Genomic DNA, 7054 nt, shown 5'->3' with positions numbered 1-7054 from the left:
CCTTGCACCCCTGGGATGTCTTCGTGGCTCCTCGCTATCGCTCGTCGCACCTCAGGGAGCGAGTGGGGCTGCCGGACTTCGTTCGTCGCACCTCAGGGAGCGAGTGGATTCAGTCACGGAGATAGCTCGCTCGAGCGGCCTTCATCGCTTCGATCCGGCGTCCTAACAACTGTTCCGCGGCCTTCCGGTCCGACTCCGACAGTCCACTATCGGCCAGCGCGGCGAGACGGCCCTCCTCCGCGGCGATCTCGTCGGTCAACAGGTCGGCCGACATCTCGCGGGTGAGCAGGTCCTGGTCGACCCAGTCGGCGGCCGGGATCTGTTCGACGAGTTCGTGTTCGGGGCGTTCGGTCATGATGTCCGCTCGAAACGGAACAGCTTACGGGCGTTGAGTTCCACCATCTTGTGGACGTCCTCGTCCGGGACGTTGATCATCTGCTGCTCGACGACCTTGCGGCTGTGGGGCCAATTGGAGTCGCTGTGCGGGTAGTCGCACTCCCAGGTGATGTTGCCGATCCCGACGGCGTAACGGTTGTCGATGCCGTGCTGGTCCTCGATGAAGCAGCCGAACATGTGCTTGCGGAACAGGTCCGACGGCCGGACGGTCTGGTTGATGTTCTGGTAGTAGCGGTGCTTCTCCCACGTGGCGTCGATGCGCTCGAGCATGTACGGAACCCAACCGATGCCACCCTCGGACAGTGCGAACTTCAGCTTGTCGTGACGGTGGAAGACCGGCGAGAACAGCAGGTCGGCGGTCGCGTACATCGAGTTGCAGCCGAACAGGGCGATCATCACGGCCATCGGCGCCTCGGGTGCGGTGATCGGCGGCTTGCCCGAGGTGCCGAAGTGGATCGACAGCACCTGGTCGTGATCCTCGCACGCATCGAAGAACCGATCCCAATGATCGGTGTGGTACGACGGAAGCCCGAGTGGCACCGGGTTTTCCACGAACGAGATCGCCCGGGCGCCGCGGTCGACGGTCCGCTCGATCTCCTTGATGCACAGATCCACGTCCCACAGCGGCATGATCGTCATCGGGATGTAGCGGTCGGGTGCGGTGGGGCACCACTCGTCGAGCACGTAGTCGTTCCAGGCCTGCACACACAACAGCGCGAGATCCTTGTCCTCGCCCTGGAGGAAGACGGTGCCGGCGAACTTGGGGAACGACGGAAAGCACAGCGCGGCATGAACTCCGTCGATGTCCATGTCGGTGATCCGTGCCTTCGGGTCGTAGCAGCCCGGCAGCATGTCGTCGTAACGGACGGGTTCGGCGCCGTACTCCTCGGGCTTCTTGCCGGCGACCGCGTTGAGGCCGATGTACGGGTAGACGCGTCCTTCCCACTGCCACACCTGAGCAGGCGGGTTGCCCTCGTTCATGACCTTCTCGATGATGCGCGGTCCGACATCGAGGTACTTCGACGGCAACCGGTCCTGCCAGAGCATCGGATGTTCGATGAGGTGGTCGTCGGTCGAGATCAGCTGCATGTGGTCTTGCAACGGCATGGTGGATGCCACTCCTTACTGCGCGTGTCCCGCTTTGGCTTCGGCGTCGCGGGTCAGGCCCGCGGCCAGGATGAGTTCTTCGTGCAGCTCGAACCACACGGTGTGATAGGAGTCGGCGATCGGCTTGGCCAGCCACGAGGTGTCACCGGCGTTCATCCTCTCGAGGGCCTCGTCGAGTTTGGTGCCGTATCGCGACAGCCGCGGCACATGACGACCCGCCTCCGCGACGACCACCGAGACGCGGTCATGAATGTGGGGGAGCCGCGCGAGTACAGCGGCGTCGTAGGAGGCGTCGTCGTGCGGGTTCGGTTGGCCGTCACGCAACTGCCAGTCGGTGATGAGAGCCTTGAAATCGCCGTTCACATCCCGGAACGACGCGTACACCGATGAGAAGGCGTCGGTGTCGATGTCGGCGCGCTCGGCGGCGAGCAACTCGGCCAGACGCTCACGGCCCGTGTCGGTGATGCGCACGAGCGGGCCCTTGGCGATCACGCACTCTGCGGCGGCCAGCTGATCGAGGGTCTGCTGCAGTTCGTCGGCGTCGATCCCGGTGGTTGCGCTCAGTTGATCCGCCGAGGCCCGGCCCTTGAGTCGAACCGCCTGCAGCACATCGAGTTCGGTCATCGAATGCATTCTCCTCGAGTCGGGGTCAGCGTTTCGCGACCGTCAGATCGGATGAGTCGATGACCCAGGTCGACGGGGTGACACCCTCGTCGCGCAACTGATACTTCAGAACCTTGCCGGTCGCGTTCTTCGGAAGCTCCGGGCGGAACTCGATGTAGCGCGGTACCGCGAAGTAGGGGAGCTTGTCCAGCGACCAGGCGCACAACTGTTCCTCGGTCAGCGTCGACCCGTCGACGAGGATCGCGGTCACCTTGATGTCGTCCTCGGTGAACTCCGACGGCACCGCGTGCACGGCGACCTCCGACACGTCCGGATGGCTCCGGAAGGTGCGTTCGAGTTCGAAGCTGGAGATGTTCTCGCCTCGCCGACGCAGGTAGTCCTTCTTGCGGTCGACGAACCAGAGCCAGCCGTCGTCGTCGAATCGCCCGACGTCGCCGGTGTGGAACCAGAGGTTCCGGGTCACGGCGAGGGTGGCCTCCGGGCGACGCCAGTAGCCCTCGAACATGATGTGCGGACGACGCGGGCGCAGGATGATCTCGCCGGGCCGACCGTCGAGGACCTCGTTGTCCTCGTCGTCGGCGATCCGGACGTCGAAGTCGTCGTTGCGGCGGCCCGCGCAGCCGAGCGGCGGGGACATGTCCGACGGGGTGCTGGTGATGTAGGTGGCCTCGGTGAGGCCGAACACCGCACTGCCCGCAGACTTAACGCCGAAGCGCGTCCGCCACGTCTCTATCAGTTCCGGGGTCCACGGCGCGCCCCCCACCTGGACGATCTGCCCTTGGCAGCGCAGCATCTCCGGGGTGTCGGGCATCGAGGCGATGAGCGAGATCATCACGCCGAGAATCGAGACCCGGCGTGCACCAGTGCGTTCCACCTCCGGCCAGAAGTTCGAGAGCGAGAAGCGCGGAGCGATTGCCAGCGTCGATTGGTTGACCGCGGTCGCGAGCACCGATGTCGCTGCCGCATTGAGGTGGAACAGGGGGAGCGGGGTCCAGAGAGTATGGGTCCGGTCGCGTTTGGCGGCGCTGGCCGCGGCCAGATTCGCCGCGTAGTTGTGGCTGATCATGCAGCCCTTCGACGGCCCGGTCGTGCCCGACGTGTAGATCAACATCGACAGATCCCGGTAGTCGACCGGTGCCGGAGTGAGTTCGACACCGTCGCCGGCGCCGTCGAGGTCCGCCAAGGTCAGCGCGGTGACACGGCTCGGGGATGCGCTCGCCTCGCCGCGGTAGGCGAGATAAGTCAACTCAGGCAGACCGTCCTCGATATCGACGAACCGCTCGGCGTAATCGGATTCGACGATGGCCACCTTGGCGCCTGAGTCGGCGGCCTGGTGGCGGAGGAAGTCGGCCTTGAGTGCGGTGTTCACCGGGACCCAGATCGCGCCGAGTGCGTTGGCCGCAAACCAGGACACGACCGCGTCGGCGTTGTTGTCCAGTACGCACAGAACGGTGTCGCCGGGACCCACGCCCAGCGACCGCAGACCGGCCGCACGACGCAACGCCCGGTCCCACACCTCGCGGTAGGTCAGTTCTTCGCCCGAGAAGTCCAGGAACACGGTGTCACCCGCGTCGCGGACCGCGCGCTGGATGATGTTGATGACGGTGTCGGTACGGCCCTGACCCCACGTGACGGGCGCAGCCGAGGAGGCTGCCGTCCCGGTTGTACCGGCGGGCTCGGTCACCGCCGTCATCCGTGAACCCCCGAGGTCGCGGAATCCAGGGCGCCGCGGGCCGCGGTGAGTTTGTCGAGCAACGACACAGCGCCCGCCGACGGGTGCACGGCGTCGATGGCCGCTTCGAGTTCGATCAGTTCGGGACTGTCGGAGATCGTCCACGCGGTCAACTCGAGGGCCCCCGCGCGGACCTCGCCGTTGTTGCCGTCCACGGTCACGACCTGACCGGCGAACGAGGCGATCGTTCCCTCGCCGCAGCCGACGACGGCGGGACGCCCGATCTCGCGGCTGACCACCGCGGCATGCGATGTCGCGCCGCCTAGTTCGGTGACGATCGCAGCGGCGGCGAGCATGCCGTGGATGTCGTCGGGACTGGTGGTCGCACGGGCCAGGATGACGTCCTGGTCGTCGGCGGCCTCGAGGAGCTCATCCGGGTCGGTGATCACCACACCGCTGGCGACGCCCGGGCAGGCAGGTAGTCCCTTGGCGAGAAGCGGTGCAGCAAGGCGCGTCTCGGGCTGCAATGCGGGCTTGAGCAGGGTCTCGATGTGCGACGGTTTGACGCGCCGCACGACTTCGCGATCGTCGATGACGCCCTCCACGCGCAGCGACAGTGCGAAACGCACTGCGGCCGCCGCGGACCGTTTGGCGTTGCGCGTCTGCAGGATCCAGAGCTTGCCTTCTTGCACGGTGAACTCGATGTCCTGGACATCGGTGCCCAGTGCTTCCAAGGTGTGCGCACTCTGCAGCAATTGACGGTGAACGTCGGGCTGAGTGTCGGCGAGAGCGTCGATCGGGTCGCAGTCGTGCGTGCCGGCCACCACGTCCTCGCCCTGGCTGCAGGCGAGCCACTCCCCGAACGGCTCCGGCGCACCGGTCATCGGATTGCGACTGAACAGCACGCCGCTCCCGGAGTGGTTGCCCAGATTGCCGAAGACCATGGCCTGCACGACCACTGCGGTGCCCGCGTCGTCATCGAGACCGTGGTGGGCGCGATAGGCCCTGGCCCGGTCGGTGTTCCACGACTCGAAGACCGCCTCGATCGCGCCGCGCAACTGCGCCCCTGGATCCGTCGGGACCTCACCGGATCCGTCGAGGACGATCTTCGAATACATCTGCCGGAACCTAAACCGGGTGTCAGCCGCGAAGGCGTCACCGCACTCAGCGGCGAGGGCCGCGTGAACCTGGTCATCGATGCCGAGATCAAGGACGGTGTCCATCATTCCGGGCATCGACTGGGCGGCGCCGCTGCGGACGCTGACGAGCAGGGGATGTGCGCCGCGTCCGAACGTCCGCCCGGTCTCGGACTCCAGCCACTTCAGTGCCTGACGTACGTGGGGCCAGATGCTGTCCATGACCGCCGCGGGGTCGCGCTGCCACTCCCGGCAGGCGGCGGTGGTGATGGCGAAGGCGGGCGGAACCGGCAATCCGTGCCGACGCATGGCGTCGAGGCCGTACCCTTTGTTACCCACGAGCATTCGATCGAGTTGCACCGATCCGTCCAGCCGGATCACGTGTGCCAACCCGCTGCCGTGGCGGTCCAGCGTCGCGGTAGCTATCGTCCTCGCCTCCTCAATACCTGTATAACTATGTCACACAGGTGTGGCCGGTGTCACGAAGACGGTGACTTGTGAGCGAGGAGCTTGGAGATGAACCGAAACGGCACGTCATGGCAGCCTGCGGCGGGATTCAGGCCCTACATCGACGGCCGGTGGATCGACTCCAACGGACCCGTCAACGAGGTTCTCGACCCCGCCACCGAAGAGGTCATCGCGCAGGGGCACGACGGTACGGTCCGGGACGTCGAGGCCGCCATCACCGCGGCGCGGACCGCCTTCGACGACGGGCCCTGGGGGCGCATGTCGGGTGTGGACCGGCGTCGGATTCTGACCAGATTCGCCGAGGCCCTCGACAAGCGGCGCGCCGACATCGCCGACCTGGTGATCACGGAAACCGGCGCGATCCCGGCGATCGCCGAGCGCCTCCACGTGGGCGTCGCCCTCGACCACTTCGCCTGGGCGGTCGAACAAGCCGACCGCGACCGGACGCGCCCGCTGCCGCCTCTGCCCGGGCACTCCCTGGGGGCCGGCGTCGTGGTGAAGGAACCGTGCGGCGTTGTCGGAGCGATCAGTGCCTACAACTTCCCGTTCTTCCTCAACATGGCCAAACTGGGCGGGGCGCTCGCGACGGGGAACACGGTCGTCCTCAAACCGTCGCCGATGACCCCGCTGGAAGCCTTCGTACTCGTCGACGCCGCGCACGACGCCGACTTGCCGCCGGGAGTCCTCAACATCGTCTCGGGCGATGTCGAGGTCAGTCAGGCGCTCACCACCGACCCGCGCGTCGATGTCCTCACCTTCACCGGATCCGAGCGTGTCGGTGCCCTCGTCAGCGCTCAGGCCGCCCCGAACATCACCCGGGTCCACCTCGAGCTCGGCGGGAAGTCCGCGCTCATCGTCCGTTCCGACGCCGATCTCGCCGACGCGGTCGGCTACGGCATCCGGCAGATCATCACCCAAGCCGGCCAGGGTTGCGCGCTGTCGACCCGCCATCTGGTCCACCGAGACGTCTACCGCCAGTACGTCGACATGCTCGTCGCCGCTGCATCACGCGTGAAGACGGGATTGCCACGCGAGGACGGCGTCGGTATGGGTCCGCTCATCCGGGAGCACCAGGTGGCGAGGGTCGAACACTACGTCGACCTCGCCCGCCAGGCCGGTGGCGTCATCGAGACCGGGGGAGCGCGCACCGCCGGACTCGACCGCGGCTTCTTCTACGACCCGACAGTCATCACCGGCCTCGACAACTCCGCGACGACCGTCCGCGAGGAGATCTTCGGCCCAGTCGCCGTCGTCCTGCCGTTCGACGACGACGCCGAGGCGGTTCGGATCGCCAACGACAGCCCGTACGGGCTCGGCGGTCACATCTACAGCGCCGACACCGCAACGGCTTTCGCGATGTGTCGCCAGATCCGGTCCGGTTATCTGGCCATCAACGGCGGTGCCGGTGCCATGCATCCGGCCGCTCCGTTCGGCGGATTCAAACGCAGCGGGCTCGGACGGGAGTACGGAGAAGAAGGACTCGAAGCGTTCCTGGAGACGAAGAGCATCAGTTTCCATGCGGGGTGAGTGGTTTCGATACGCCTCGTCGCAGGCTCCTCGGCTACTCAACCAGCAGAGGTGGCGGCCGCTGCGACCCAATGGCGAGGAGGGCCCTTCGTACGCTGGCCGAGTAGCGACGACCGAGCGTAGC

6 protein-coding genes are annotated in these 7054 nt (G+C 66.5%); 1 reads left to right on the top strand and 5 read right to left on the bottom strand.

The window, feature by feature from the left end; all coding sequences use genetic code 11:
- Window positions 1–109: 109 nt before the first annotated feature.
- From OK17_RS22145 to OK17_RS22125, 5 genes are read right to left on the bottom strand one after another with little or no spacing between them, the layout of a single operon-like run.
- A complete protein-coding gene (locus OK17_RS22145) occupies window positions 110–355 on the bottom strand; it encodes a hypothetical protein (protein ID WP_461418774.1) in 246 nt (81 codons plus the stop codon).
- A complete protein-coding gene (locus OK17_RS22140) occupies window positions 352–1503 on the bottom strand; it encodes an amidohydrolase family protein (protein WP_461418773.1) in 1152 nt (383 codons plus the stop codon). The genes OK17_RS22145 and OK17_RS22140 overlap by 4 nt, the downstream gene beginning before the upstream one ends.
- Before the next feature lie 15 nt (window positions 1504–1518).
- Window positions 1519–2127, bottom strand: a complete 609-nt coding sequence (locus tag OK17_RS22135) for a MarR family transcriptional regulator (RefSeq protein ID WP_461418772.1) — start codon at window positions 2125–2127, stop codon at window positions 1519–1521.
- Window positions 2128–2152: 25 nt separating this feature from the next.
- Window positions 2153–3820, bottom strand: a complete 1668-nt coding sequence (locus OK17_RS22130) for an AMP-binding protein (protein ID WP_461418771.1) — start codon at window positions 3818–3820, stop codon at window positions 2153–2155.
- A complete protein-coding gene (locus OK17_RS22125) occupies window positions 3817–5316 on the bottom strand; it encodes a pyruvate, phosphate dikinase (protein WP_461418770.1) in 1500 nt (499 codons plus the stop codon). The genes OK17_RS22130 and OK17_RS22125 overlap by 4 nt, the downstream gene beginning before the upstream one ends.
- Window positions 5317–5451: 135 nt before the next feature.
- Between OK17_RS22125 and OK17_RS22120 the strand changes: the two genes are divergently transcribed.
- The gene (locus OK17_RS22120; RefSeq protein WP_461418769.1) at window positions 5452–6930 is read left to right on the top strand and encodes an aldehyde dehydrogenase family protein; all 1479 of its coding nucleotides are present in this window, start codon (window positions 5452–5454) and stop codon (window positions 6928–6930) included.
- Window positions 6931–7054 lie beyond the last annotated feature (124 nt).

This window comes from Gordonia sp. GN26 (assembly GCF_054823965.1).
This window is presented reverse-complemented; position numbering and strand designations above follow the sequence as displayed.